The following is a 24,417-nucleotide window of genomic DNA, read 5'->3' as shown; positions in this document are numbered from 1 at the left end:
TGCAATTGCATCTGCTCTTTTTCTTGTATTAAACCTCCATAATGATTGGTAAAATCATTGGACGGCGCTTTGTTTTTTCGTAAAGGAATGGAGCCAATGTGTCTGTAATTTCATTTTTAATCTCAGACCATTGTGACGTACGACGTTCCATCACTTTGTTCAAGTGTTTTGTAATAAGAGATTGTGCATCATTAATTAAGTCACCAGATTCGCGCATATAAACAAAACCACGAGAGATAATGTCTGGACCAGCAGCGATCTTGAAGTCTTTCATATTGATGCTTACAACGACAATAACAAGACCTTCTTCAGATAAGATGCGGCGGTCACGAAGTACGATATTTCCAATGTCACCAATTCCGCTTCCGTCAATATATACAGAGCCTGAAGGGATTTTTCCAGCTACTGAAGCTTCGCTGTCGCTTAAAGCTAGCACCTCTCCATTATCCATAATGAAGCAGTTTTCTTCAGGAACTCCACAGTCTGTTGCAAGTTTGATGTGCATCTTCTGCATGCGATACTCACCGTGAATTGGCATAAAGTATTTTGGTTTCATCAAACGAAGCATTAATTTTTGCTCTTCCTGTCCGCCGTGTCCAGAAGTATGGATATCGTTTAGAGCACCGTGAATAACCTCTGCTCCTGCACGGAATAGCATATCAATTGTTTTGCTAACACTTACTGTATTTCCTGGAATAGGTGAAGATGAGAATACAACCGTATCTCCAGGGATAATTTGAATTTGGCGGTGAGTGCCGTTTGCAATTCTAGATAGCGCTGCCATCGGTTCACCTTGGCTGCCTGTACATAAAATAGTCACGCGGTTAGCTGGAATTCGGTTAATTTGAGAAGGCTCAATGAACGTATCTTTTGGACATGAAATATATCCAAGCTGTTGGCCAATCTCAATAGCTGCTTCCATACTGCGTCCGAATACAGCAACTTTACGGTTATGCAATACGGCTGCTTCCACTACTTGCTGTAAGCGGTGAATATTTGAAGCAAACGTTGCAAAAATAATACGGCCGTCTACTTTACGGAAAATGTCATGAATGCTGTCACCTACGCGGCGCTCAGACATCGTAAAGTTAGGAATTTCACTGTTTGTACTGTCTGAAAGCAAGCATAGAACGCCTTCTTTACCGATTTCAGCCATTTTTGTTAAGTTAGCCGGTTCGCCCACGGGTGTAAAATCAAACTTGAAATCTCCTGTATGTACGATTTGTCCGTTTGGTGTTTTTACCACAATTCCGTAAGAATCAGGAATACTGTGAGTTGTGCGGAAGAACGTTACCGATGTTTTACGGAATTTAATTACGTCATCTTCAGTAATTTCATGAAGCTGAGCTGTGCGAAGCAACCCATGCTCGTCTAATTTGTTGCGAAGAAGCCCAAGGGCTAATTTCCCTGCATAAATAGGAATGTTTAATTCTCTTAATAAGTAAGGAATTCCGCCGATGTGATCTTCATGACCATGTGTAACGAAAAGGCCACGGATTTTATCTGCATTTTTTACCAGATAACTGTAGTCAGGAATAACGTAGTCAATTCCTAAAAGCTCATCTTCAGGGAATTTAATTCCTGCATCAATAAGAATAATTTCATCTTGAAACTGTACGGCATACGTATTTTTACCGATCTCGCCTAGTCCACCTAGGGCGAAAACTGCCGTTTGATTATTTTTTACAAATTTCATTTTCATCATATCTCCAATACTTTAAAATCTTCATGCTGTTGTTCATATTCTAGATAGTCTCCAGTCACTGCTTGAACAAACTCAATATTAATTGAACGCGCTTTTAGCTTTTTACGAACGTCACGCTCAGAATCTGCGTTCACATACACTGTTTTTGTATTTTCACGTACAGCTACTTCATTCAGTTTTTCTTGAAAATAAACTTTAAAAATCATAACAAAAATCTCTCCTTAATTCCGAAATTCAAATAACTTATTTTATTATATTATAAAATGTGTATGTATTTCATGTATTTTCTAAAGAAACTTGCTTTCACTACATTTTAGTCATCTAAATATAACAAGTCAATTAATTATAGAATAATATTAATAGGAAACGGATACAAGACTATATTTTCCGGGCGTATAAAAAATAAGGGCTATTCCATTGTACGATGCAGACACACACTCTGCAAATTTTACAACAGAAAGCCCTAAAAAAATCGATTATGCCATCGTTTTTTTACGCAATAATTCATTCCAGCGTTTTAGCAGCCTTTTTCGAAAATCTTTTAACATGATTTTTCAGCTCCTTTGTTTTTTTTGCGATACCTGCCTGTCTCTCTCTGTACTTTTATTATATGATGAAAAGGGAGAGGTTTCTCGTGGTTAAATATGGAAAAAATGTAAATTGAACCGTCCATTTATAGAGAAACGAGCGCTTGTTTGATATAATTGGAAAGGCTTAACAAAGAGATAAAAAATTATAAAAAATAAGGTGATAAACGTGGAACGAAAGATTATTTTTTTTGATATTGATGGAACGTTATTGGATCATGATAAAAAACTGCCTGCTTCTACAAAAAAAGCTGTCCAGCTGTTAAAAGAACAGGGGCATGAAGTGGCAATTGCAACTGGAAGGGCTCCTTTTATGTTTAAAGATCTGCGTGAAGAGTTGGATATTCAAACATATATTAGCTTTAATGGTCAGTACATTGTTTTAAATGGAGAAGTTCTTTACAAAAACCCTTTAAATAAAGAAGAGCTTCAAGATTTAACAGCTTTTGCTGTTGAGCATGATCACCCTGTCGTATACATGGATCATGAAGATATGAAATCAAACATTGAATTTCATGATTATATCGAATCCAGCATCAGCACGCTGAAAATTGGATTTACCCACCCTCACCACGATCCTACTTATTTCAAAGGGCGTGAAATTTATCAATCCCTCTTATTCTGTACAGCGGGAGAAGAAGCTCCTTATGAAGAAAAATTTAAGAAATTTGACTTTATTCGCTGGCATGAATTTTCAACTGATGTTCTGCCAAAAGGTGGATCAAAAGCGCGAGGAATTGAGACCATGATTGAAAAGCTTGGCTTTGACAGAAAAGATGTATATGCATTCGGAGACGGCTTAAACGATATCGAAATGCTGGAATTTGCCGGAAATGGCGTAGCGATGGGAAATGCGGAAGAAGTCGTGAAAGAAGTTGCTAACCTTGTTACAAAAGATGTAGCAGAAGATGGTATTCTTCACGGATTAGAGCTAGTAGGATTATTAAAATAAGAAAAACGCGAGCTTTAGCTCGCGTTTTTTAGCGTTCATATGGAAAAGCATTTTCAGGTTCTTGAAATGGATTTTCTTTGTTAATGTAATCATAAAACATAATTCCGTCTAAATGATCAATTTCGTGCTGAAATACGACAGCAGGAAGGCCTTTCAAACGAATTTTCACTTCTTCGCCTTCAAGCGTTGTGCCTTTTACTGTGATACGTGCATATCGAGGAACAAATCCTGGGATATCTTGATCGACAGACAAGCAGCCTTCACCGCCTGTAAGGTATGTCTTTTCTACTGAGTGGCTAATGATCTTAGGGTTAAATAATGCATAGCTGTATAGCTTGCCTTTTTCATCCGTAACGTGTACCCCAATCATTCGTTTTGATACATTAATTTGAGGAGCGGCAAGCCCGATACCAGATCGCAGTCCATATTTAGCAGCAATTTCAGGATCTTGGCTGTTTTTTACATATTCTAATAAGCTATGTAAAATCTTTTTATCTTCTTCAGAAGCAGGTAACGGTACTTCTTTTGCTACTTCTCGCAGCGTTGGGTGTCCGTCTTGAATAATATCGTTCATTGTAATCAACTTTCACATCTCCCTAGGCTATTTTATAGGTATAAAGTGTACCAAATCCGTATAAAAAAGTCATTACCTCGACCTTGACCACATAAATGTTTCCACTAATTATATGTATCACACATATGGAAAAACATGCATAAGAAAAAATAAAAGCGACCGTTAGCCGCTTTTATTGTATAATTACCAGCCGCCACAGCTGCAGCCGATAATAACTAATAAAATGAACAGTACGATTAATAACACAAAACCTTTATTAGAACCGCCACAGCCATATCCACCATAACCCAACATAATGTAACCTCCCGTAGTTATCAATCCCAAGGTAAAAAGTAATAAACTCCCTTTTTTTCACGATTGGGTTAGTATAATATATTAAAAGGTGGAAAAAGGGTGTAGATAAATTGCTAATTTCCTACAAAAATTGTATAATGGCCCATGAATAAGGGAGGATTTACCAGATATGAAATGCGTCGGAAGATATATAGTTATCGGCATTGCTGCTATGTCACTAGCAGGCTGTGCAGAGGGCTCATCGCCTGAGCTTGAGGTATACAATGGATTAGAAAAAGTGGTAGCACAAGAAAAGCAATTTGCTGATCAGCAAAAACCGTTAGCTGATTTAGAACAGCAAGAAAATGCGATATACGACCAAATTATTGAGCTAGGGATTAAAGATAAAAAGAAAATAAAAAATAAAGCACAAAAAGCGCAGCAGTTATTAGATGAGCGTGAAAGTAAATTACAAAAAGAAGAAAAAAGCATCAGCGCTTCGCAAAAACAGTTTGAAGCGACAGAGCCAAAGATCCAAAAGCTAGAAGATGGCAAAGCAAAAGAAGAGGCGCTTGAACTATCTTCGTTAATGAAGAAGCGTTATAAGGCCTACCAGTCCTTACATGATGCCTATCTTCATTCCATTGAATTAGATCGTCAGCTATATACGCTCTTTGAGAAAGACAATGTGAAATTAGAGAATCTTGAAACACAAATCGCTTCGATCAACGCTACTTATAAAGAAGTTGAAAAGAAAAAAGAAACGTTTAACACATTAACAGCTGACTATAACAAAGCCAAAGAGGATTTTTATAATAAAACGAAGTTAAAGGTGAAAAATAGCGAGGATAAATAAGAAGGCCTGTGAAGTTTACAGGTCTTTTTTTTTTTGGCTGAAAAGGAAGGTTTTCTGAAATAAAGAAAGAGTTTCGACATGATTCAAGTAAAAATTACAAAAGGTTATTGTTTTAAAAATTCGTTTATTTGTGGCAAGATAGGAGATGTGCAGACATAAAAAAAGAGAAGGTTATTATAAAACATATAATACAGTTTGTGTCTGTGTAATAGTACAGCATGTCTTTTTTATGTGTTTTATTTCACAAACTAAAAAAGCGTAATTTCTTGATGTAAATGCATTGACGAACTGTTTTAGTGTATTGTAAACTAGGTAGCGTAGTAAGTGTTGTATTAATCATTTTTGCAAAATAATTAATACAGTTTAACGAAACGCTCGTTTCGCTTAAACTTTCCTTTTACGTAAATGTTTGCACAGAATTCGCTGGGGAATACATAGAAATGTTAAGGATTAGCGAATTCAAAAAGCTACTCGACAAAATATGACTTTTACTTGTCCATTTGGGACATTCTAAAAGCGTGTATGTTTGTTTGATTAGTAAAATGAATTTATACGGCTTAAATGAAAGGAAGAGGTGACTTAGATGGCTGCTAAAACTAAAAAGGCTATTATTGATGTATCAAAGCAACTTGATAAAATCGCTGAGCAGTACCAAACGTTCCAAATTCTTAATGAAGAGGGCGAAGTAGTAAATAAATCAGCGTTGCCAGATTTATCTGACGAAAAATTAAAAGAGTTAATGACTCGCATGGTATACACTCGTATTCTTGATCAACGTTCAATTTCATTGAACCGTCAAGGTCGTTTAGGTTTCTATGCACCAACTGCTGGGCAAGAAGCTTCTCAAATCGCTTCACATTTCGCATTAGAAAAAGAAGACTTCATTTTACCTGGGTACCGTGATGTGCCTCAGTTAATTTGGCATGGTCTTCCACTATATCAAGCGTTCTTATTCTCTCGTGGTCATTTCCACGGTAACCAAGCGCCAGAAGGTGTAGATGTACTTTCTCCACAAATCATCATCGGTGCACAAATTGTGCAAACTGCTGGTGTGGCACTAGGTCTTAAAAAGCGCGGTAAAAAAGCAGTAGCGATCACTTATACAGGTGACGGCGGAGCTTCACAAGGTGACTTCTACGAAGGTATGAACTTCGCAGGTGCATTCAAAGCTCCAGCAATCTTTGTTGTACAAAACAACCGCTTTGCAATTTCAACACCAGTTGAAAAGCAATCTGCAGCACGTACAATCGCTCAAAAAGCAGCGGCTGTTGGTATCCCAGGCGTTCAAGTAGACGGTATGGATGCACTAGCAGTATACGTTGCAGTAAGCGAAGCTCGTGAGCGTGCAGTAAACGGTGAAGGTCCAACTTTAATTGAAACATTAACTTACCGTTATGGTCCACATACAATGGCTGGTGACGATCCAACTCGTTATCGTACAGCTGAGCTTGACACTGAGTGGGAAAAGAAAGATCCACTTGTTCGCTTCCGTAAATTCTTAGAAGCTAAAGGCATCTGGAATGAAGAAGAAGAAAACAAAGTAATCGAGCAAGCTAAAGAAGATATCAAACAAGCTATTAAGAAGGCTGACGATTATCCAAAACAAAAAGTTACAGATTTAATGGAAATCATGTACGAAACTATGCCTTCAAACTTACAAGAGCAATATGAAATCTACAAAGAGAAGGAGTCGAAGTAAGCCATGGCGCAAATGACAATGATTCAAGCGATTACTGATGCGTTACGCACAGAAATGAAAAACGACGAAAACGTATTAGTTTTTGGTGAAGACGTTGGCGTAAACGGTGGAGTATTCCGTGCGACTGAAGGTCTTCAACAAGAATTCGGCGAAGATCGCGTATTCGATACGCCATTAGCTGAATCTGGTATCGGTGGTCTTGCTGTAGGTCTATCGACTCAAGGTTTCCGTCCGGTTCCTGAAATTCAATTCTTTGGTTTCGTATACGAAGTACTTGATTCTGTATCAGGTCAAGCAGCACGTATGCGCTACCGTTCTGGCGGTCGCTGGAATGCACCAATCACATTCCGTTCACCATTTGGTGGAGGCGTTCATACACCAGAACTTCACGCTGATAGCTTAGAAGGTATCGTAGCATCTCAACCTGGTTTAAAAGTTGTAATTCCTTCAACTCCATACGATGCAAAAGGTCTTTTAATTTCATCAATTCGTGATAACGATCCGGTTGTATACTTAGAGCACATGAAGCTTTACCGTTCATTCCGTCAAGAAGTGCCTGAAGAATCATACACAATTGATTTAGGTACAGCTGATGTGAAACGTGAAGGTACAGACGTAACGCTTATCGCTTACGGTGCAATGGTACACTCATCATTAAAAGCAGCTGAAGAACTAGAAAAAGAAGGTATCTCTGCTGAAGTAGTGGACTTACGTACAGTTCAACCTTTAGATATCGATACAATTCTTGCATCAGTTGAAAAAACTGGTCGCGTAGTAGTAGTTCAAGAAGCTCAAAAACAAGCTGGTATCGCAGCTAACGTTGTAGCTGAAATTAACGATCGTGCAATCTTAAGCTTAGAAGCACCAGTATTACGTGTAACAGCACCGGATACTGTGTTCCCATTCTCTCAAGCTGAGGGCGTATGGTTACCAGACCACAAAGATATCGTTGAAACAGCTAAGAAAGTACTTGAATTTTAATTAGCATTTTACTGTGATAGAAATCAGCTTTGTGCTGATTTCTGTCTTAGATAAAATAAACACTAACAAATTGAACGCAACTAACTAGGAGGGTGAAGACACGTGGCATTTGAATTTAAACTGCCGGATATCGGTGAAGGTATCCACGAAGGTGAAATTGTAAAATGGTTCGTAAAAGCTGGAGATGAAATTGATGAGGATGATGTACTAGCAGAAGTACAAAATGACAAAGCTGTTGTTGAAATCCCATCTCCTGTAAAAGGTAAAGTATTAGAAGTAAAAGTTGACGAAGGTACAGTAGCTACTGTAGGACAAGTTATCGTTACTTTTGATGCTCCTGGATACGAAGACTTAAAATTCAAAGGTGACGATCATGATGATGCACCAGCAGAAGAAGCTAAAGAAGAAGCTTCAACTGAAGAAGTGACTGAAGAAGCAACAGCTCCTGCAGCACAAGCTGATGTTGATCCTAACCGTAAAGTAATTGCTATGCCTTCAGTGCGCAAATATGCTCGTGAAAAAGGTGTAGACATTAAAGCTGTTCCTGGTTCAGGTAAAAACGGACGTATTGTTAAAGATGACATCGATGGCTTCCTATCTGGTGGTTCTACAGCTACAGCAACTGCTGAAGCTCCAGCTAAAGAGGAAACTGCTTCAGCTGAACCAAAAGCAGCAGCAGCACAAGCTATTCCTGAAGGCGACCTACCAGAAACTCGCGAGAAAATGAGCGGTATCCGCCGTGCAATCGCAAAAGCTATGGTTAACTCTAAACACACTGCTCCACACGTAACATTAATGGATGAAATCGATGTAACAGCTCTTGTTGCTCATCGTAAAAAATTCAAAACAGTTGCAGCAGATCAAGGTATTAAATTAACATTCTTACCTTACGTGGTAAAAGCGTTAACTTCAGCACTTAAGAAGTTCCCAGCTCTTAACACTTCAATCGATGACTCTACTGATGAAGTAATTCAAAAACATTACTACAACATCGGTATCGCTGCTGACACTGAAAAAGGTCTTTTAGTACCAGTTGTGAAAAATGCTGATCGTAAATCTGTGTTCGAAATTTCTGATCAAATTAACGACCTTGCTGGAAAAGCACGTGATGGTAAATTAGCTCCTGCTGAAATGAAAGGCGCTTCTTGTACAATCACAAATATCGGTTCTGCTGGTGGACAATGGTTTACTCCTGTTATCAACCACCCAGAAGTTGCAATTTTAGGTATCGGACGTATCGCTGAAAAACCAGTTGTACGCGATGGTGAAATTGTAATTGCTCCAGTATTAGCATTATCACTAAGCTTTGACCACCGTATTATCGATGGCGCAACAGCTCAAAACGCTCTTAACCAAATCAAGCGTTTATTAAATGATCCAGAATTATTATTAATGGAGGCGTAATAAATGGTAGTAGGAGATTTCCCAATCGAAACTGATACTCTTGTCATTGGTGCTGGCCCTGGTGGCTACGTTGCAGCAATTCGTGCAGCTCAATTAGGTCAAAAAGTTACAATCGTAGAAAAAGGTAACCTTGGAGGCGTATGCTTAAACGTTGGTTGTATTCCTTCAAAAGCATTAATCGCTGCAGGTCACCGTTTTGAACACGCTAAACATTCTGAAGACATGGGGATTATCGCTGAGAACGTAACAGTTGATTTCTCTAAAGTTCAAGAATTCAAAAACGGCGTTGTAAACAAACTTACTGGCGGTGTTGAAGGCCTTCTTAAAGGTAACAAAGTTGACATCGTAAAAGGTGAAGCTTACTTCGTTGACAGCGAAACTGTACGTGTAATGGATGAAAATTCTGCACAAACTTACAAATTCAAAAATGCTATCCTTGCAACTGGTTCTCGCCCAATCGAGATCCCTGGATTCAAATTCTCTGAGCGCGTAATCAACTCTACAGGTGCATTAGCGCTTAAAGAAGTTCCTAAAAAATTAGTTGTAATCGGTGGAGGTTACATCGGTACTGAGCTTGGTACTGCTTTTGCTAACTTCGGTACAGAAGTTACATTTGTAGAAGCTGCTGATGAAATCTTAGCAGGTTTTGAAAAACAAATGAGTTCACTTGTTAAACGTAACCTTAAGAAAAAAGGAAACGTTGAAATCTATACAAAAGCAATGGCTAAAGGTGTTGAAGAAACTGCTGACGGCGTACAAGTTACGTTTGAAGTAGGCGGAGAGTCAAAAGTAATCGATGCTGACTACGTATTAGTTACTGTAGGCCGTCGTCCTAACACTGATGAGCTTGGTCTTGAGCAAGTTGGCGTTAAAATGACTGACCGTGGTCTTATCGAAATCGATAACCAAACTCGTACATCTGTAAGCAACATCTTTGCAATTGGTGATATCGTAACTGGACCACCACTTGCACACAAAGCTTCTTACGAAGGTAAAATCGCAGCTGAAGTAATCGCTGGCGAACCTGCTGAAATTGACTACTTAGGAATTCCAGCAGTTGTATTCTCTGAGCCTGAGCTTGCATCTGTAGGTTATACTGAAGCACAAGCGAAAGAAGAAGGATTAGCTGTTAAAGCTTCTAAATTCCCATTTGCTGCTAACGGACGTGCACTTGCACTTAACGCTGCAGAAGGCTTCTTGAAGCTTATCACTCGTAAAGAAGACGGAGTAGTTGTTGGTGCTCAAATTGCTGGACCTAGCGCATCTGACATGATCGCTGAGCTTGGTCTTGCTATCGAAGCTGGCGTAACAGCTGAAGATATCGCATTAACAATTCACGCTCACCCAACATTAGGTGAAATCACAATGGAAGCTGCTGAAGTAGCTATTGGAAGCCCAATTCACATTGTAAAATAATGTTTTTAAAAAGCTGATGCGTATGCATCAGCTTTTTTTTTTGAAGAAAACGGTTTTCATAAAGTATCAGATGCTTGTCAGGAAACTTTTGTTGCTGGTGAGTAATCCATTTAAAAGAAACGTGTAAAAAGCGCTGAGGCAGTCTTAAATGAGCTCTAGATGCATACATATGAAGTGGGACGTGCTTTCCTTATAGATAGATAAAAAATTGCTTCTTTGGATAACGAATGAAAAGGCGGCGAAGGAGCTATGAAGACGTATTTCGTTTGGAGCTTACACATTGTTATTTGGATGGGTTATTCACTGGTTGAATTGCTATCAAAACGTGATCAGTTGACATCTAAAATTATTTTATTTTTAGTATTTGCTTATTTAGCTTACGGCATAGCCGAAATGAACGTCAAATCTAAAAGACTGGCGCTTATGATGACGGGTACAACTTCAGCTGTCTGCTTGACATGTTATCAACTAATTTTATTTTGTACGGCGTAAGATTGTATAAAAAAAGCGTTAGCTTATATAAGCTAACGCTTTTTTTGTCTTACACAGATTTCTTTTCTCTTTTTAATGCGCCTTCTTCTTTAAATGCTTTCATTAATGAGAAGACCGTTAGCACCAGCACAATTGAGAATGGAAGTGCTGCTATAATCGCAGCTGTTTGGAGCGCGTCCAAACCACCCGTCCAAAGCAGAATAATTGCTGTTAACGATTGAATTAAGCCCCACGTAAGTTTAATAGAGCCTGAAGGATTTAGATCACCATTTGTTGTCTGCATTCCTAAAACAAATGTAGCTGAGTCAGCTGATGTAATGAAGAATGTAGCGATTAAGCAAATAGCGACAATGGACATGAACGTACCAAATGGAAACTGTTCAAGTACATAGAATAAAGCAACTTCTGTTCCTTTATTGTTGATAACATCCATAACAGGAAGATCCTTAAAAAAGTCTAAGTAGACCCCAGAACCTCCGAATACAGCAAACCATAATCCGCCAAATACGGTCGGAACAGCTAGTACACCAATTAAAAATTCTCGAATGGTTCTACCTCGTGAAATACGAGCAATGAACGTACCAACGAACGGTGCCCAAGCAATCCACCATGCCCAGTAGAAAATTGTCCAATCTTGAACCCAGGTGCTGTTATCAAACGGGCTCAATCGAAAACTCATCGACGGCAAGTTTTGAATGTAGCTGCCAATTGTTGTAACGAATAAGTCCATAATAAAGTTGGTTGGACCTGCAAATAACAAGAATAGCATTAGCAGAATCGCTAAAACAATATTAATGTTACTCAAATACTTAATACCTTTGTTCAGACCAGTCTGTGCTGACAGCATGAACAAGAACGTCACGATAATAATAACAATTAATTGAGTCGTGAAATTATTATCAATACTTGGCGACAAGTAAGAGGCTCCACCGGTAATTTGAATAGCGCCAAGGCCTAGAGATGTTGCTACCCCAAAGACAGTTGCAAATACGGCGATGACGTTTATGATCGTTCCAAGAGGCCCATCAACACGTTTTCCTAGTAGTGGACGTAAAATATTGCTGATGATGAACGGGTAACCTTTTCTAAATTGAAAATATGCAAGGGCCAGTGCAAGAACGGAATAAATAGCCCAAGGATGTAAACCCCAGTGGAAAAACGAATAACGTAGAGCAGCGCGAGCCGATTCTGCTGTACCGCCTTCACCAGAAGGTGGAGTATGAAAATGATTGATTGGTTCTGAGACACCCCAGAATACAAGACCAATCCCCATACCAGCACTAAATAACATGGCAAACCATGAGACATAACCATACTGAGGTTTTTCGTCAGGCTTCCCTAGTTTGATGTTTCCGTACTTCGAAAAAATTAAGTACAGTGTAAAAACTAAGAATAATGTAGCTGCTAGTAAGTAATACCAGCCAAATTTCTCGATGATAAAACTATGTATTGCCGATGTGACAGGCGTAAGCGCTGCGCTTCCTAGCACAGATTCTGGAATAACACCCCATACGATAAATACTGCAGCAATAATAACCGATATGATAAAAACAGGAGTCAGTTTTTTCATCGATTATCGCTCCCTTCCTATTCTATTTTACATAACATAGTTTCTCATATAACCTTTTTAGCTATACATGAAACCACATGGTTATACATTCTAGTAAAGTTTACATGAAATGTCTACCCTATTAGTAAGAAAAAACGGCAAGAGCTCAAATTCTTATTTTTCGTAATTATTTTAAAGTGCGGAAATAGATATGAAAGTAGACATTGTTTTTTCATATAAATAGAGATGATGCTAAGCGTTCAGATTTTTGAAAACAAATATAACATTTATGAGAAAAATATTTTTAATGTGACATACTAATTAGTTGTTGACATATTTAATGTGACATAATAATATAATATCAAGAGTTGTAAAACGCTTACAAAAAAAGACGGTTAAAGGGGAGTTTACAAAATGGGAACAATCGTATGTCAAACATGTAACTGCACAATTGATCATTTCGAAGATGAGAAAGTGACGCGATTATACTCAACATGTAAAAGCGGAGAATGTCAAAAAGCAGATGAAGATTTAGATTAATTCAATAAAAAAAAGGTGCGGAACTTCGCACCTTTTTTTTATTGAATTGCTTTATGCTCTTTAATGACACGAAAGGTTTTTAATTCAAAGTCTTCCGGACCCTGCACTGGTAAACCTGCCTCTAAGTTTGTTTCAATGTAGGTTAAATTTTCCTCAGTGATGATTTCCCCAGGAATAAAAATAGGGATACCAGGAGGATAGACCATCACAAATTCTGCAATAATACGGCCTGCCGATTCATGAAAAGGTACCACTTCGGTTTCAGCGTAAAAAGCATCGCGAGGTGTTAAAGCCAATACAGGAATATCAGGCAATAAAATAGCGGGTTTTGCCGTTGTCTCAGAAAGATTATGGAATTTTGCAGATAACTCACGCAGAGCTGTGACCAGACGTGACAGATCTTCTTCTGTATCTCCAGGCGTGATAATACATAGGATATTATAAAGGTCAGACATTTCAACTTCGATATTATGAGCTTCACGCATCCATTTTTCTACGTCATAGCCCGTAATTCCTAAATCTGAAACAGAAATAATTAATTTAGTAGGGTCTAAATCATACGTAGCTTTTGTCCCTAAAATTTCTCTGCCTATACATCGGATATGCTCAATTGTATTAATTTCTTTTCGTGCTTTTTCAGCAAGAGAAATTGCACGTTCAGCCAGCTCTTTTCCTTCTGTAGCTAAACGTTTTCGTGCAACATCTAAAGAAGCCAGCAGCAGATAAGATGTTGATGTTGTTGTCAGCATGCTTAAAATAGACTGTACACGTTTTGGAGAAATTAAGCCTTCGCGTATGTTTAGAATTGAACTTTGCGTCATAGAGCCACCTAATTTATGCACGCTTGTTGCTGCCATATCTGCACCGGCCTGCATAGCAGACAGAGGCAAATCATCATGGAAGTGAATATGAACGCCGTGAGCTTCATCAACAAGTACAGGCACTTGATACGAGTGAGCGATTTCTACGATTTTACGAAGGTCTCCGGAAATTCCAAAGTAAGTTGGGTTGATAACCAGCACTGCTTTTGCTTCAGGGTGCTGCTTTAAGGCTTTTTCTACAGAGTCCGATGTAATACCGTGAGAAATGCCAAGGTTTTCGTCAATTTCAGGATGAATAAAAATAGGCGTAGCTCCTGAAAAAACAATCGCACTCATAACAGATTTATGCACGTTTCTAGGAACGATAATTTTATCTCCAGGTCCACATGTCGCCATAACCATTGCCATAATTGCTCCGCTCGTTCCTTGAACAGAGAAAAAAGTATGGTCAGCACCAAATGCTTCTGCAGCTAAATCCTGCGCTTGTTTGATAATGCCTTTTGGCTGGTGAAGGTCATCAAGAGGACCGATATTAATTAAATCAATGGATAAAGCATCATCGCCAATAAATGAGCGGAATTCAGGATCCATTCCATTTCCTTTTTTATGTCCAGGGATATGGAATTGTGTTGGGTTTTTCTTAGCGTGATTAACCAATCCAGTAAATAATGGAGTTGAAAATTGAGAAGACAACTTTGCTATACACCTCTTTTATCATAAATTGTCAGTCCCTCTAAGCAAAGCTTAGAGGGACTTTGATTGTTTTTTTATCAAATTACAGCATTCAATTTTATATAACCAAAACTAGTGGCTGTTGAATTCTACATATTAAAATAACAGATCTTTTTTCTATAAAAGAAATTCAACAGAAATTCTACTCGGCAGTTTTCTTGATTTTAACCATTATATAAATGAATGAAACGTGTATGTTTACTACTGTTTGATAATATAAATACAATTTTTAGTTAAAAAAATACAAGTAATTGTAAACTGCTTATTACTCATTATTTTATAGTTCTTTATGTTTTGAAAATCCCCATAAAACAAAAGAATTATAGCACTTATTAACCCATTTGCAAAGATATTTTAAAGAGAAAATAAAAAGAAAAAAAAGGAGAAATTTTCTTGTGTGAAAAGAGAATAAATTTTGTGTACATTATAGATTGTGATAGAGTTAAGAATATAGATATACATAGATTGAAGAAATAAATGGAGTGATGAGAAGTGGAATATCAATACCCTATCTCCCTTGATTGGAGTACAGAAGAAATTATTGATGTAGTGAAGTTTTTTGAAAGCATTGAACGCGCTTATGAAAAAGGTATTGAGCGTGATCACTTAATGGCAGTCTATCGCCGATTTAAAGAAATTGTGCCAAGTAAAGCAGAAGAAAAAACACTCTGTAACGATTTTGAAGATCAAAGCAAATACTCTTCTTATCGAACGATTCAAAAAGCAAAGGCTGCTTCTTCTGGAGACATCATAAAAATGTAAAAAATGGAGCCAAGCTTGGCTCCATTTTTTTTATATCAATTCGTTAAAATTATGCATATGCTTTTTTAGTTAGTTCATATAATGGAGTTACCGTATGAAATGTTTGTTCAATACGAGCTATCCATTCTTCGCCATTAATTGCAATCGCTTCTTCTTTTGGAATTGTAATGCCGCATAGGATCTCAGCTTTTTTAACCGTCTCTAGACGTTCAAACAAACTCTCTAGGTCTTCAGAAGATAAGTCGCCCATTTTGTCACTATCAGGTTTTGTATGATCTTTCGACCAAACAAACGAGGCTGGGATATTTTGACGAATCTCCTCAATGTTTTGTTTTAGCAGCTTTCCAAATTGTTCTTTAATAGGTGATTCGTAAATGACGGCGAACCACACAAAGACGTGTGTTTCCCAAAGGCCAATTTGAAAATGAGGGAGCTTTTTATACCCGCGTTTACTGTTAGCAAAGGCTACCCACGTATCTGCTGGCGGGTTAACTGTTCTTCGTGCATGTTTGGCAATGTGTACGAACATTTCATCTCCACAAAGTGAAGAAAGAGTAGGAGCAAAATGATTGCTCAATTGTTCGAATTTTGGGCGTATCGTTGTCTTGATGGCTTCCATACGTGCATCAAGTCCCTCGATACGGAATACGTTAAAGTCATCTTGTGAAAATCCTGAGAATGCCATGTGAAACCTCCGTTTTTTAGTGAATATGTATAGCTGCTGTGCATCTATGCAAGTAAGTATGATTTACGCGAAGATTCTACCACATGAAAAGCATAAACACCAATTAATTCGCATATGCTTGTCAAAACGTGTCTATCATTTTTTTATAGGTAATCACACAATTTAGTTACATGAGATTAGGTTTCGACATAGACTATATCAATCAAAATATCTGAAAATTTAGTTTTCTATAAGCGGGTTCAATAATTTGAGAGGGGTGTTTGAAGAATGAAACAAGTGGTGAATATGTATAAGAAGAATGATGGACAAAAAAGATTAGGTGTAATTCGTTTGGAGTTAGATTACGAGTTAGCGACATTATATGAAGCCATGATGGAGAATAATGAGGAACAAAAACAAAAATGTAAGCGAAAGCTCGAGAAACTTCGTGAAGAAATGATATCTCTTCAGTAGCAGATACGGGAATAAAATAGAACAAATAAGGGTAAACTGTAAAAAAGGATTAAACTGAATGAGCAGATTCATAAGTGGTAACAGAGCACGTGGGAGAAGAAGCGGCAGGTCTTCTCCCACGTGCTCTGTTAATTGACATCTTGCAGAGGTTTTTTTAAGCTTAAATAAGAGACGTATTTTTGAGGGGGAATTGAGATGACGCAACGCTGGAAAGAAATCGATACATACGTTAAAGAGTGGCTAAAAGAAGCTGGACAAAAAATTCAACAGTCGTTTAGTAAAGAACTTCTCATTCAAACGAAATCGAATCCAAATGATTTAGTAACAAATATGGATAAAGAAATTGAACAGTTTTTTATCTCAAAAATCAATGAAACCTTTCCGGAACATCATATTATCGGAGAAGAAGGATATGGAGAAGAGCTTGAATCAGAAGAAGGAACGATTTGGATTATCGATCCAATCGACGGTACGATGAACTTTGTTCATCAGCAGCGAAATTTTGCTATTTCCATCGGTATATTTGAAAATGGTGTAGGACAAGCAGGTTATATTTATGATGTTATTCATAATGAGTTGTATCATGCTTTAAAAGGACAGGGCGCGTTTATGAATGATATCCAATTGCCGAAACTTGAACCTGTACCAGTTGAACAAGCTATTATTAGCCTAAATGCAACATGGGTGACGGAGAACCGCCGTATTGATCCTTCCGTATTAAGTCCGCTTGTGCGTAAAGTAAGAGGGACCCGTTCATATGGATCCGCAGCTATTGAGCTTGCTTACGTAGCGGCTGGACGCTTAGATGGATACATTACTTTACGTTTGGCTCCATGGGACTTTGCTGCCGGTAAAGTATTGATTGAAGAAGTTGGAGGAGTTATGACGGATTTAGAAGGAAAGCCGTTAGAGATTCTTGAAAAAAGCAGTGTATTTGTAAGCAAACCAACATTACATGACGAAATCTTTCGTACGTACCTTGAAGGAAAGTGGAATAAATAAAATAGAAGTGAAGACTTACGTGTAGTCAAAGAATTTTGTGATGAAAAAACGTCATGAACCATTTTGATGTTGCAAATGGCCATGACGCTTTCAATCATCGCAAAAAAATTACAGCTGCCCTTTTTCTCGCATTTTTTTCTTAGTCGTAAAGCCAAGGCCCATTACAACAATTAAAGCTGCGATAGCTAAAATGACCCCGAGAGCGCTTCCTTCTCCGATAAATATGCCGATTGACATAATTGCCGCAGTTGCGATAAATGCATATAAAACAAGTACCCACTTAATGTTTCTCATGTTGATTCCTCCCATTTATAACGGATATTTATAGTGTACAACAAAATCATTCTGCAATTCTAGAGTTAGTGTGATATAATAGCTTAGTTATTACAAGCATAGGAGTGAAATGCGTGAACATTCGTAAAGATTTACGTAATATTGCCATTATTGCCCATGTAGACCATGGGAAAACAACGTTAGTAGATAAATTATTACATCAGTCCGGAACATTCCGTACTAATGAGCATGTTGAAGAACGTGCGATGGATTCAAATGACCTTGAGCGTGAGCGTGGAATTACAATTTTAGCGAAAAACACAGCTATTAATTATAAAGATACGCGTATCAACATTATGGATACGCCGGGACATGCTGACTTCGGTGGAGAAGTTGAGCGTATTATGAAAATGGTAGACGGTGTTCTACTTGTAGTAGATGCATACGAAGGATGTATGCCTCAAACTCGCTTTGTATTGAAAAAAGCATTAGAGCAAAACTTAACGCCGATTGTTGTTGTTAACAAAATTGACCGTGACTTTGCTCGTCCAACTGAAGTAGTTGATGAAGTAATTGACTTATTTATTGAACTAGGTGCAAGCGAGGAACAAATTGAGTTCCCTGTTGTTTATGCTTCAGCAATCAACGGAACAGCTAGCACGAATCCTGAAAAGCAAGATGAGAACATGTCATCTCTATTTGACTCAATCATCGAGCACATTCCAGCACCAGTAGACAACAGCGATGAACCACTTCAATTCCAAGTGGCAATGCTTGACTACAATGACTATCTTGGTCGTATCGGTGTAGGCCGCGTATTCCGCGGAACAATGAAAGTAGGCCAGCAAGTTGCATTAATGAAGCTTGACGGTACGGTAAAACAATTCCGTGTAACAAAATTATTCGGTTTCCTAGGCTTAAAGCGTGTTGAAATCGAAGAAGCAAAAGCAGGAGACCTGATCGCTGTATCAGGAATGGAAGACATCAACGTAGGTGAAACAGTATGTCCGTTTGACCACCAAGATGCACTGCCAATTTTACGTATTGATGAACCTACTTTACAAATGACGTTCTTAGTAAACAATTCACCGTTTGCTGGTCGTGAAGGTAAATTTGTTACATCTCGTAAAATTGAAGAGCGCTTAATGTCTGAACTTGAGACGGATGTAAGTTTACGCGTGGAAAATACTGATTCACCGGATGTATGGGTTGTTTCAGGACGTGGAGAACTTCATTTATCTATTTTAATTGAAAACATGCGTCGTGAAGGATATGAGATTCAAGTATCAAAACCTGAAGTAATCGTTCGTGAAATTGATGGCGTTCGCTGCGAGCCAGTTGAACGTGTGCAAATCGACGTGCCTGAAGAACATACGGGTTCTATTATGGAATCAATGGGTGCTCGTAAAGGTGAAATGGTTGATATGATTAACAACGGCAGCGGTCAAGTTCGTCTGATCTTTATGGTTCCTGCACGTGGTTTAATCGGTTATACAACTGAGTTCTTATCGTTAACTCGTGGATTCGGTATCATTAACCATTCATTTGATAGCTACCAACCAATGCAGCAAGGTCAAGTTGGAGGTCGCCGTCAAGGTGTGCTTGTTTCTATGGAAAGCGGTAAATCATCTACTTATGGAATCCAAGGCGTAGAAGACCGCGGTACAATTTTCGTTGAGCCAGGTACAGAAGTATACGAAGGTATGATCGTAGGAGAACACACTCGTGAAAATGATATCGTTGTTAACATCTGTAAAATGAAGCAAATGACGAATATGCGTTCTGCTAATAAAGATCAAACAACAGGTATGAAAAAACCTCGTATTATGTCTTTAGAGCAATCACTTGAATATTTAAACGAAGATGAATATTGTGAAATCACACCAGAATCTATTCGTCTACGTAAAAAAATTCTTGATAAAAATGAACGTGAAAAAGCAGCGAAAAAGAAAAAATACGCTGACACGAAATAATAAAAAAAGTAAGTCGTTAGCTCTATTTGCTAGCGGCTTGTTTTTTATCTATTATATCAGAATTTTCTATTTTTTGAAAGCGTTTTATAAATAAGGAATTTGGAAAGGAAAAAGGTGGCTTATATCGAATAATGTAAAGTAAGGAATAGGGGGAAGAAATATGGATGTAAAAGAACACCTTTCATTTTTTGCTGCTTTGTATCAAGTGGATGAACATGCAAAAATAGGAATGTGGCTGTTATACTTTACCATTTTAGGGCTATCTGTTCTCGTGTACAAACTCGGGTTTGCAAAGAAGCTGCCGCTTTTAAAATCTGTAGTTATTTATCTGTTTTTAGCTTTTGGATGTACGATCTTAACGTTTTTAGGCATTTTTTTACCTGTAGCTGAAGGGCTTGTGGTTGCAGCGCTTGTGTTGATTATTTATAAAATACGGCTGTATCAGGCTAAGAAGCAAAACTCCACGTTGGGTTCATAAAACTACATAAAAAGACGCTTGTAGCTACAAGCGTCTTTTTAGTATGATATAGCCGAAGACAAGAGCGGCTGCGAAAATTAAATGGCCAGCTGTCCAATAAAAAATCGCTACTGCATCATCCACCGCAGGCGTAGGCTTGAGCGCAAGCAGCGTCAACGGAAAATACAAAGGAATGGTTGGAAGTGTTAATAAAAAGGAATACAATACGATTTTTCGAATAGACATATTATTTAATTTACCTACTATGTAAACAAAAACGATCCCAATTGCAGCGGCAATGAGTAAATGAAAAACAAACTCTACCCATTCAGGCCATTGCATGGGGCCAATGATAGGAATAAAATCAACATTTAATAAAAGGGTATAAACTTGTTTGCCGGTTAGCCACTCTATCCATTTTAAACATAACCCAAGGATAATCCCGCTTAACATGCCAATACTTATTCCTAATCGGAGCACCTTACCAATCCTCCTCTGTCTTTTTCGACTCATATAGTTTAAAGTTACCAGTAGCTATGCGTTCTTTTGTTCGTTTTTCAATCCGTTCAGAACATTCATTGCACATATATGTATGGATAGGACGGTTGCGCAGTCGTTTTGCCACAAGCGTTTCATCCTCAATTGTTTCAATTTTATCGCACATGACACATTGTACTCTCATTTCTATCACCTCAACTTCTCTATACATCATTCTAGCCGAAAATTCTTGTTTTATAAAGTTTTTTTGCGGTGCTATCTCTCAGTAGAAAAGAAACGATAGGAAAACATTCCTAAAGAAGCAGGTAATTTTGCTTGGTAGCTCGAAGATAGTAACTAGTAAGTACATAAACAGTAGGAGGGATGAAAATGGCCAACGAAGTCGAGACTCAACTAGTAGATGCATTATACGATGAGCTACAGACAGAGAGATTTGCAACCATTTCAACTATTGATTTTGAAACAAACGGTCCAAATGTTAGTGCCATTTCGTGGTTAGTAGCTCCGACTAAACAAAAAATTCGATTTGCCGTAGATGTCAAATCGAGGATTGTAGAAAACATTAAACATACGAATAAAGCAGTGGTAAATATTCTTGCTAATGAATCATGCTACTCAATCAGCGGAATAGCTGAGGTAGTGCAAGAAAAGTTAGAAGGAGTAGCTTTAAAGCTGACGCTAATTGAACTAGATATTAATGAAGTAAGAGACGTCATGTTCTATGGTTCTAAGATTTCAGTAAACCCTTCATATGAAAAGACCTATGATCCAGTAGCAGCTGCTAAACTCGATAGGCAAGTAATTGAAGCGATAAAAAAAGCTTAGCAGCAGCCTGCCGCTAAGCGACTTTCTTATTCGTTTTTTTGAAGATGATTATTAGATTGTTTTTCCTGCTCATTCTTTAAATTTTGCTCTTGTTTATTATTTAATTTTTGATTATTTGTATCTGTTGAGCTAGGATTTCGGCGGATTTCTTCTGCAAATTCAGGCATCACTCGGTTTACAATGGCTGCTAATTCATCTAAAAACCCTGTAACCGGACGACCTTTGCGAATTTCATTTCCAATTTGTTTTAGCCGAGCGACCGTATCAGGATCTGCAATAACAACAGAATTAGCGCCGTACGGATCAGCTTTCAGACCTTCGGCAACTGTATATTTGATAGAACTTACTTCTGAACGATCAATATCTTTGCCGACGTCAATGCCTACGATTGCATACTTACCGAGCACAATGGCAGTAGCATCATTTACATTCGGAACGCTTGAAGCCAGTTCAACTAAATGAGCTGATATTTCATTAGCAGTACGCTTGTGTGAGCGTTCAGGAGATGAATTTTTAACCTGTACAATTCGATCTGTTTTTTGCCCTTCTTCAACATCTGCTTGGTTATTGTTGCAGCCGGTTAGTGTAATAAAACATAAGCTAATGGATAGAAAAAATTTGTTCATGTGGGAGACTCCTCCTTATGAATGACTCATTTTTTGTAGTAATTTGTATTTAGTTTCTAATAGTTCTTCTATCTTTATACACGTGTTCATATATTTAAAGAAAATGGTCCGTCCATTTAAGGTCACTTCACACATGTGCGTTACATAGTATATAAATGGATGGGTGCCTTGTTTCACTCCTTACAGGAAAAACAATCGGAGTAGGAGGCTGAATTATTGGGAAAAATTTATGTATTAGATACGAATGTTTTATTACAAGATCCGCATTCAATTTTTTCATTTGATGATAACGAAGTAGTGATTCCGGCCGTTGTGCTAGAAGAAGTTGATTCGAAAAAAAGAAATATGGATGAAGTCGGACGAAATGCAAGGCAGGTATCCAAACTCATTGATAACTTGAGACAACATGGAAAGTTATATGAGAAAATCCCTTTAGAAAATGGGGGCCATTTGCGAATTGAACTCAATCATCGCTCTTTTCAACAGCTTCAAGAAATCTTTGTGGAAAAAACAAATGATAATCGAATTTTAGCTGTTGCTAAAAATCTATCTCTTGAAGAGGAAACAAAAGAAGATGGACGTGAAGTGATACTAGTGAGTAAAGATGTGTTGGTACGTGTGAAGGCTGACGCAATCGGCTTAAGAGCAGAAGATTTTTTAAGTGATCGAGTAGTGGAATTTAATAGTATTTATACAGGCTTTTCGGAAGTCTATATTGCAAAAGAACTGCTGAGTCAATTTTACGAAAAAGGAGAACTGCTAACGTCTCAAATTGCGAACCACTCCTTTTTTGCAAATCAATTCTTAGTGATGAAAGATGCATTTGGGGGATCCGGATCAGCCATCGGCATTGTTGATCAAACAACAACAAAAGTAAAAAAGCTTTTATTTGAATATGATCATATCTGGGGAATCAAACCTCGAAATGTTCAGCAAATTATGGCGTTAGAACTTCTTCTTAGAGACGACGTTCAACTGGTCACGTTAATTGGAAAGGCAGGTACGGGTAAAACGCTGCTTGCTTTAGCTTCAGGACTTATGCAGACGGAAGATCTAGGATGTTTTAAAAAGCTACTTGTAGCTCGTCCAATTGTTCCTTTAGGGAAAGATATTGGATTCTTGCCAGGAGAAAAGCAGGAGAAGCTTCGTCCATGGATGCAGCCAATTTATGATAACCTAGAGTACTTATTCAACACTAAGAAGCCTGGAGAACTGGATGCGATTCTAGCGGGGCTCAGTTCAATAGAAGTGGAAGCCTTGACGTATATAAGAGGCCGAAGCATTCCGGAACAGTTCATTATTATTGATGAAGCGCAAAATTTAACGAAGCATGAAATTAAAACAATTTTAACAAGGGTAGGGGAAAAGAGTAAAATTGTCCTTATGGGAGATCCGGCTCAAATTGATCATCCTTATTTAGATGAGTATAACAACGGATTAACGTACGTAGTCGAAAAGTTTAAAGAGCAAAAAGTATCGGGCCACGTTCGGTTAATCAAAGGAGAGCGCTCAGGACTGGCACAATTAGCAGCTGATATTCTTTAAAAAAAGCGGGGTTCCTTTTGGAACCCCGCTTCTTTTATTATGTAACGATGATTTCTTCCACATATTTAATAGGGTTATTTCGGTTAGATCCGTCAGGTAAATAGACATAGATAGGCCCATCTTCTCTAAGAGGCTTTCCATCTTGGCTGAAACCAAAGATTAGTTTTTGCGCTTCTTCTAATGAAAAAGAAATTAGCGCGTCTTTTGTTTTAAATGAAACGTTGGTAGCTTCTTCAGTAGGTGAAGCGTTAGCTAGAAAAGGTGCAAATAAAATGCCAAATGTTCCATTTACTAGCTCCTGTTTTTTGAATTTCTTTTCGGTTTTTAACGTAGGAGGAAAGACGGCTCCTTCTTGAATTTCACGGTCCCAATGCTTCGAAACAGCCTTTGTGTACGCTTCTGTCTCGTCTTTTTGCTCCGGTGGATGTTCAAAGAAAACGTCCATATCGAGCTTGCGGTCATCGAAAATCCACACGCTTGGGTCGAGTGTCAGCGTATATTTTACTTTTCCTTTTAACATAATAATTGAATTCATCATAAATGCCCCCTTGCTAAAAGTATAAGCGCTTTCTACTTATTTGTCACTTTGATGAAAAAATTTAGTTGAGAGTGATTCTCGTATGATATAATGTAAGAGTCAACGAAAGTGCGAAATTCCCTACATCTATGGTAATGCTTTTGAGAAAGTAACAGTATAAAAAAGACGGCCAGCCTCACGGACATGTTTATCCTTGCTT

Annotated in this window: 27 protein-coding genes; 15 read left to right on the top strand and 12 right to left on the bottom strand. The window is 38.0% G+C overall.

The features are described 5' to 3' along the window. Positions 1-28: 28 nt before the first annotated feature. Both rnjA and AC2YJL_RS17195 read right to left on the bottom strand, forming a co-directional pair. Positions 29-1,696, bottom strand: a complete 1,668-nt coding sequence (gene rnjA, locus AC2YJL_RS17200; RefSeq protein ID WP_013056048.1) for a ribonuclease J1 — start codon at positions 1,694-1,696, stop codon at positions 29-31. A gap of 5 nt (positions 1,697-1,701) precedes the next feature. After that, positions 1,702-1,911 (bottom strand): DNA-dependent RNA polymerase subunit epsilon, encoded by a 210-nt coding sequence (locus AC2YJL_RS17195; RefSeq protein ID WP_116515471.1) that lies wholly within the window; start codon positions 1,909-1,911, stop codon positions 1,702-1,704. A gap of 550 nt (positions 1,912-2,461) precedes the next feature. Between AC2YJL_RS17195 and AC2YJL_RS17190 the strand changes: the two genes are divergently transcribed. Beyond that, positions 2,462-3,244: a Cof-type HAD-IIB family hydrolase gene (locus AC2YJL_RS17190; protein WP_230932076.1), complete on the top strand. Its 783-nt coding sequence runs from the start codon at positions 2,462-2,464 to the stop codon at positions 3,242-3,244. A gap of 28 nt (positions 3,245-3,272) precedes the next feature. On the opposite strand, the gene def is transcribed toward AC2YJL_RS17190, so the two are convergent. Both def and AC2YJL_RS17180 read right to left on the bottom strand, forming a co-directional pair. Continuing rightward, positions 3,273-3,827 carry a peptide deformylase gene (def, locus tag AC2YJL_RS17185; protein ID WP_013056051.1) on the bottom strand — a complete coding sequence of 185 codons (555 nt, stop codon included), beginning with the start codon at positions 3,825-3,827 and terminating at the stop codon, positions 3,273-3,275. A 174-nt stretch (positions 3,828-4,001) separates the two neighbouring features. Further along, positions 4,002-4,112, bottom strand: coding sequence for a YjcZ family sporulation protein (locus AC2YJL_RS17180; protein WP_016763434.1), 111 nt, complete (start codon positions 4,110-4,112; stop codon positions 4,002-4,004). Positions 4,113-4,281: 169 nt separating this feature from the next. Here AC2YJL_RS17180 and AC2YJL_RS17175 point away from each other — a divergent pair, with 169 nt between their 5' ends. The 6 genes from AC2YJL_RS17175 (at position 4,282) to AC2YJL_RS17150 (ending at position 10,939) form a co-directional block, all read left to right on the top strand. Continuing rightward, complete coding sequence (locus AC2YJL_RS17175) at positions 4,282-4,947, top strand: YkyA family protein (RefSeq protein ID WP_164797425.1); 666 nt, start codon at positions 4,282-4,284, stop codon at positions 4,945-4,947. Positions 4,948-5,530: 583 nt separating this feature from the next. Further along, on the top strand, positions 5,531-6,646 hold the full coding sequence (gene pdhA / locus AC2YJL_RS17170; RefSeq protein ID WP_013056054.1) for a pyruvate dehydrogenase (acetyl-transferring) E1 component subunit alpha: 1,116 nt from the start codon (positions 5,531-5,533) through the stop codon (positions 6,644-6,646). Positions 6,647-6,649: 3 nt separating this feature from the next. Then, positions 6,650-7,627: an alpha-ketoacid dehydrogenase subunit beta gene (locus tag AC2YJL_RS17165; protein ID WP_013056055.1), complete on the top strand. Its 978-nt coding sequence runs from the start codon at positions 6,650-6,652 to the stop codon at positions 7,625-7,627. 102 nt (positions 7,628-7,729) lie between these two features. Beyond that, the gene (locus AC2YJL_RS17160; RefSeq protein ID WP_013082294.1) at positions 7,730-9,031 is read left to right on the top strand and encodes a dihydrolipoamide acetyltransferase family protein; all 1,302 of its coding nucleotides are present in this window, start codon (positions 7,730-7,732) and stop codon (positions 9,029-9,031) included. A 3-nt stretch (positions 9,032-9,034) separates the two neighbouring features. Next, on the top strand, positions 9,035-10,447 hold the full coding sequence (gene lpdA, locus AC2YJL_RS17155) for a dihydrolipoyl dehydrogenase (protein WP_013082295.1): 1,413 nt from the start codon (positions 9,035-9,037) through the stop codon (positions 10,445-10,447). 249 nt (positions 10,448-10,696) lie between these two features. Continuing rightward, complete coding sequence (locus AC2YJL_RS17150; RefSeq protein ID WP_016763437.1) at positions 10,697-10,939, top strand: hypothetical protein; 243 nt, start codon at positions 10,697-10,699, stop codon at positions 10,937-10,939. Positions 10,940-10,988: 49 nt separating this feature from the next. On the opposite strand, the gene AC2YJL_RS17145 is transcribed toward AC2YJL_RS17150, so the two are convergent. Continuing rightward, positions 10,989-12,509 carry a glycine betaine uptake BCCT transporter gene (locus tag AC2YJL_RS17145; protein ID WP_193423632.1) on the bottom strand — a complete coding sequence of 507 codons (1,521 nt, stop codon included), beginning with the start codon at positions 12,507-12,509 and terminating at the stop codon, positions 10,989-10,991. A 393-nt stretch (positions 12,510-12,902) separates the two neighbouring features. Here AC2YJL_RS17145 and AC2YJL_RS17140 point away from each other — a divergent pair, with 393 nt between their 5' ends. Continuing rightward, positions 12,903-13,028 (top strand): GapA-binding peptide SR1P, encoded by a 126-nt coding sequence (locus AC2YJL_RS17140; protein ID WP_013056059.1) that lies wholly within the window; start codon positions 12,903-12,905, stop codon positions 13,026-13,028. Between the two features lie 38 nt (positions 13,029-13,066). Here AC2YJL_RS17140 and AC2YJL_RS17135 read toward each other — a convergent pair whose 3' ends face one another. Next, positions 13,067-14,542, bottom strand: coding sequence for an aminotransferase class I/II-fold pyridoxal phosphate-dependent enzyme (locus AC2YJL_RS17135; protein ID WP_028414107.1), 1,476 nt, complete (start codon positions 14,540-14,542; stop codon positions 13,067-13,069). Between the two features lie 531 nt (positions 14,543-15,073). On the opposite strand from AC2YJL_RS17135, the gene AC2YJL_RS17130 reads away from it, so the two are divergent. After that, positions 15,074-15,343, top strand: coding sequence for a UPF0223 family protein (locus AC2YJL_RS17130; RefSeq protein WP_487374818.1), 270 nt, complete (start codon positions 15,074-15,076; stop codon positions 15,341-15,343). Positions 15,344-15,392: 49 nt separating this feature from the next. Here the strand turns inward: AC2YJL_RS17130 and AC2YJL_RS17125 are convergent, their stop codons facing one another. After that, positions 15,393-16,028, bottom strand: coding sequence for a YktB family protein (locus AC2YJL_RS17125; RefSeq protein WP_230932077.1), 636 nt, complete (start codon positions 16,026-16,028; stop codon positions 15,393-15,395). A 267-nt stretch (positions 16,029-16,295) separates the two neighbouring features. Here AC2YJL_RS17125 and AC2YJL_RS17120 point away from each other — a divergent pair, with 267 nt between their 5' ends. Continuing rightward, positions 16,296-16,481 carry a hypothetical protein gene (locus tag AC2YJL_RS17120; RefSeq protein ID WP_013056063.1) on the top strand — a complete coding sequence of 62 codons (186 nt, stop codon included), beginning with the start codon at positions 16,296-16,298 and terminating at the stop codon, positions 16,479-16,481. A gap of 195 nt (positions 16,482-16,676) precedes the next feature. Further along, positions 16,677-17,483: an inositol monophosphatase family protein gene (locus AC2YJL_RS17115; RefSeq protein ID WP_230932078.1), complete on the top strand. Its 807-nt coding sequence runs from the start codon at positions 16,677-16,679 to the stop codon at positions 17,481-17,483. Positions 17,484-17,591: 108 nt separating this feature from the next. Here AC2YJL_RS17115 and AC2YJL_RS17110 read toward each other — a convergent pair whose 3' ends face one another. Continuing rightward, complete coding sequence (locus AC2YJL_RS17110; RefSeq protein ID WP_195695017.1) at positions 17,592-17,777, bottom strand: YlaF family protein; 186 nt, start codon at positions 17,775-17,777, stop codon at positions 17,592-17,594. Between the two features lie 113 nt (positions 17,778-17,890). On the opposite strand from AC2YJL_RS17110, the gene typA reads away from it, so the two are divergent. Both typA and AC2YJL_RS17100 read left to right on the top strand, forming a co-directional pair. Beyond that, a complete protein-coding gene (gene typA, locus AC2YJL_RS17105; protein WP_013056066.1) occupies positions 17,891-19,729 on the top strand; it encodes a translational GTPase TypA in 1,839 nt (612 codons plus the stop codon). Positions 19,730-19,889: 160 nt separating this feature from the next. Then, positions 19,890-20,207, top strand: coding sequence for a YlaH-like family protein (locus tag AC2YJL_RS17100; protein ID WP_013056067.1), 318 nt, complete (start codon positions 19,890-19,892; stop codon positions 20,205-20,207). Positions 20,208-20,231: 24 nt separating this feature from the next. Here the strand turns inward: AC2YJL_RS17100 and AC2YJL_RS17095 are convergent, their stop codons facing one another. Both AC2YJL_RS17095 and AC2YJL_RS17090 read right to left on the bottom strand, forming a co-directional pair. Next, a complete protein-coding gene (locus tag AC2YJL_RS17095) occupies positions 20,232-20,666 on the bottom strand; it encodes a hypothetical protein (protein WP_487374817.1) in 435 nt (144 codons plus the stop codon). Position 20,667: 1 nt separating this feature from the next. Next, entirely contained in the window at positions 20,668-20,868 is a 201-nt protein-coding gene (locus AC2YJL_RS17090) for a YlaI family protein (RefSeq protein WP_013056069.1), read from the bottom strand. Positions 20,869-21,053: 185 nt separating this feature from the next. Here AC2YJL_RS17090 and AC2YJL_RS17085 point away from each other — a divergent pair, with 185 nt between their 5' ends. Further along, entirely contained in the window at positions 21,054-21,509 is a 456-nt protein-coding gene (locus AC2YJL_RS17085) for a pyridoxamine 5'-phosphate oxidase family protein (protein WP_028407949.1), read from the top strand. 26 nt (positions 21,510-21,535) lie between these two features. Here the strand turns inward: AC2YJL_RS17085 and AC2YJL_RS17080 are convergent, their stop codons facing one another. After that, positions 21,536-22,135: a YhcN/YlaJ family sporulation lipoprotein gene (locus AC2YJL_RS17080; protein ID WP_013056071.1), complete on the bottom strand. Its 600-nt coding sequence runs from the start codon at positions 22,133-22,135 to the stop codon at positions 21,536-21,538. A 216-nt stretch (positions 22,136-22,351) separates the two neighbouring features. Between AC2YJL_RS17080 and AC2YJL_RS17075 the strand changes: the two genes are divergently transcribed. After that, positions 22,352-23,680 (top strand): PhoH family protein, encoded by a 1,329-nt coding sequence (locus tag AC2YJL_RS17075; protein ID WP_013056072.1) that lies wholly within the window; start codon positions 22,352-22,354, stop codon positions 23,678-23,680. A gap of 37 nt (positions 23,681-23,717) precedes the next feature. Here the strand turns inward: AC2YJL_RS17075 and AC2YJL_RS17070 are convergent, their stop codons facing one another. Continuing rightward, complete coding sequence (locus AC2YJL_RS17070) at positions 23,718-24,218, bottom strand: hypothetical protein (RefSeq protein WP_013056073.1); 501 nt, start codon at positions 24,216-24,218, stop codon at positions 23,718-23,720. Positions 24,219-24,417 lie beyond the last annotated feature (199 nt).

It is taken from the genome of Priestia sp. SRI_019, from assembly GCF_057586255.1.
This window is presented reverse-complemented; position numbering and strand designations above follow the sequence as displayed.

Excerpts from the sequence above, each read along its gene's own strand:
- rnjA (WP_013056048.1), bottom strand. The coding sequence starts at position 1,696 with ATGAAATTTGTAAAAAATAATCAAACGGCAGTTTTCGCCCTAGGTGGA.
- AC2YJL_RS17195 (WP_116515471.1), bottom strand. The coding sequence starts at position 1,911 with ATGATTTTTAAAGTTTATTTTCAAGAAAAACTGAATGAAGTAGCTGTA.
- AC2YJL_RS17180 (WP_016763434.1), bottom strand. The coding sequence starts at position 4,112 with ATGTTGGGTTATGGTGGATATGGCTGTGGCGGTTCTAATAAAGGTTTT.
- AC2YJL_RS17175 (WP_164797425.1), top strand. The coding sequence starts at position 4,282 with ATGAAATGCGTCGGAAGATATATAGTTATCGGCATTGCTGCTATGTCA.
- pdhA (WP_013056054.1), top strand. The coding sequence starts at position 5,531 with ATGGCTGCTAAAACTAAAAAGGCTATTATTGATGTATCAAAGCAACTT.
- AC2YJL_RS17165 (WP_013056055.1), top strand. The coding sequence starts at position 6,650 with ATGGCGCAAATGACAATGATTCAAGCGATTACTGATGCGTTACGCACA.
- lpdA (WP_013082295.1), top strand. The coding sequence starts at position 9,035 with ATGGTAGTAGGAGATTTCCCAATCGAAACTGATACTCTTGTCATTGGT.
- AC2YJL_RS17150 (WP_016763437.1), top strand. The coding sequence starts at position 10,697 with ATGAAGACGTATTTCGTTTGGAGCTTACACATTGTTATTTGGATGGGT.
- AC2YJL_RS17145 (WP_193423632.1), bottom strand. The coding sequence starts at position 12,509 with ATGAAAAAACTGACTCCTGTTTTTATCATATCGGTTATTATTGCTGCA.
- AC2YJL_RS17140 (WP_013056059.1), top strand. The coding sequence starts at position 12,903 with ATGGGAACAATCGTATGTCAAACATGTAACTGCACAATTGATCATTTC.
- AC2YJL_RS17125 (WP_230932077.1), bottom strand. The coding sequence starts at position 16,028 with ATGGCATTCTCAGGATTTTCACAAGATGACTTTAACGTATTCCGTATC.
- AC2YJL_RS17120 (WP_013056063.1), top strand. The coding sequence starts at position 16,296 with ATGAAACAAGTGGTGAATATGTATAAGAAGAATGATGGACAAAAAAGA.
- AC2YJL_RS17115 (WP_230932078.1), top strand. The coding sequence starts at position 16,677 with ATGACGCAACGCTGGAAAGAAATCGATACATACGTTAAAGAGTGGCTA.
- AC2YJL_RS17110 (WP_195695017.1), bottom strand. The coding sequence starts at position 17,777 with ATGAGAAACATTAAGTGGGTACTTGTTTTATATGCATTTATCGCAACT.
- AC2YJL_RS17100 (WP_013056067.1), top strand. The coding sequence starts at position 19,890 with ATGGATGTAAAAGAACACCTTTCATTTTTTGCTGCTTTGTATCAAGTG.
- AC2YJL_RS17090 (WP_013056069.1), bottom strand. The coding sequence starts at position 20,868 with ATGAGAGTACAATGTGTCATGTGCGATAAAATTGAAACAATTGAGGAT.
- AC2YJL_RS17085 (WP_028407949.1), top strand. The coding sequence starts at position 21,054 with ATGGCCAACGAAGTCGAGACTCAACTAGTAGATGCATTATACGATGAG.
- AC2YJL_RS17080 (WP_013056071.1), bottom strand. The coding sequence starts at position 22,135 with ATGAACAAATTTTTTCTATCCATTAGCTTATGTTTTATTACACTAACC.
- AC2YJL_RS17070 (WP_013056073.1), bottom strand. The coding sequence starts at position 24,218 with ATGATGAATTCAATTATTATGTTAAAAGGAAAAGTAAAATATACGCTG.